1 protein-coding gene is annotated in these 1,257 nt (G+C 67.1%); it reads left to right on the plus strand.

Annotation, left to right across the window (positions count from 1 at the left end):
• Positions 1-62 precede the first annotated feature (62 nt).
• Positions 63-1,231 (plus strand): IS3 family transposase gene (locus AC3A3G_RS16335; RefSeq protein WP_487488733.1). Its coding sequence is split into 2 segments (ribosomal slippage): positions 63-321 and positions 321-1,231, totalling 1,170 coding nucleotides; the frame shifts between segments, so codons are not numbered across the junction.
• Positions 1,232-1,257: the final 26 nt, after the last annotated feature.

Genomic DNA, 1,257 nt, shown 5'->3' on the forward strand with positions numbered 1-1,257 from the left:
TGACGTGCTCCCTTCCTGATCCCCCGATTTGAGTGAGAGTCCGTTTCATCAAGGAGACGGACGTGAAGAAAAGCAGGTTCAACGAGGCGCAGATCATCGGCGTGCTGCGCGAGCAGGAGGCCGGGAGCCCGACGGCGGAGGTTTGTCGTCGCCACGGGATCAGCGAACAGACCTTCTATCGGTGGAAGGCGAAGTACAGCGGCATGAGCGTGTCGGACGCCCAGAAGCTGAAGACGCTGGAAGACGAGAACCGGCGGCTGAAGAAGCTGCTGGCGGAGTCGATGCTGGACGTGTCGGCGCTGAAGGATCTTCTGGGAAAAAACTGATCGGGCCTGCAGCGCGCCGAGCGGCCGTGCTTCGCCTGATGGCGGAGCGCGGCTTCTCCCAGAAGCGCGCCTGCGGGCTGGTTCAGATCGATCCTAAGACGGTGCGTCGCGAGCCTGAACAGGGCGACGTGGAGGTGCGCGAGCGCCTGCGCAGCCTGGCGGCTGAGCGCCGCCGGTTCGGCTACCGGCGCCTGGGCATCCTGTTGGAACGGGAGGGCGTCAGCATGAACAAGAAGCGGCTGTTCCGGCTCTATCGGGAGGAAGGCCTGGCGGTGCGACGGCGACGGGGCCGCAAGCGCGCCACCGGAACCCGTGCGCCCATGGCCCTGCCGGACGGCCCAAACCAGCGCTGGTCGCTGGACTTCGTGGCCGACAGTCTGTCGTGGGGCCGACGCTTCCGCATCCTGTGCATCGTGGACGACTTCACGCGCGAGGCCTTGGCTCTGGTGGTCGACACCTCGATCGGGGGCCAGCGCATGGCGCGGGAACTGGATCGGCTGATCGCCCGACGCGGACGCCCGGCCATGATCGTCAGCGACAACGGGACGGAGATGACCAGCCGGGCGATCCTCGAGTGGACCAACCGCACCGGCGTGGCCTGGCATTACATCGCGCCGGGCAAGCCGCAGCAGAATGGCTTCGTCGAAAGCTTCAACGGCAGGCTCCGCGACGAGTGCCTGAACGAGGAGGTCTTCGCCACCCTGGCCGAGGCCCGCGCCGTCATCGAACGCTGGCGCATCGACTACAACCACGTCAGGCCGCACTCGGCGCACGGGGGACTGACCCCGGAGGCGGTGCGTCTGAACCCCGCGGCCGTTCGGCTGCGCAACTTGATCAGCTCCGCCGCACGGCCGCTCCCGCCGGCGACGCAGATCGGCTATCAACCCCCTGGGCTCTCACAATGATCAAGGGACCAGAGGGGGGCACGTCA

This window comes from Brevundimonas sp. Soil_N_31, assembly GCF_057655995.1.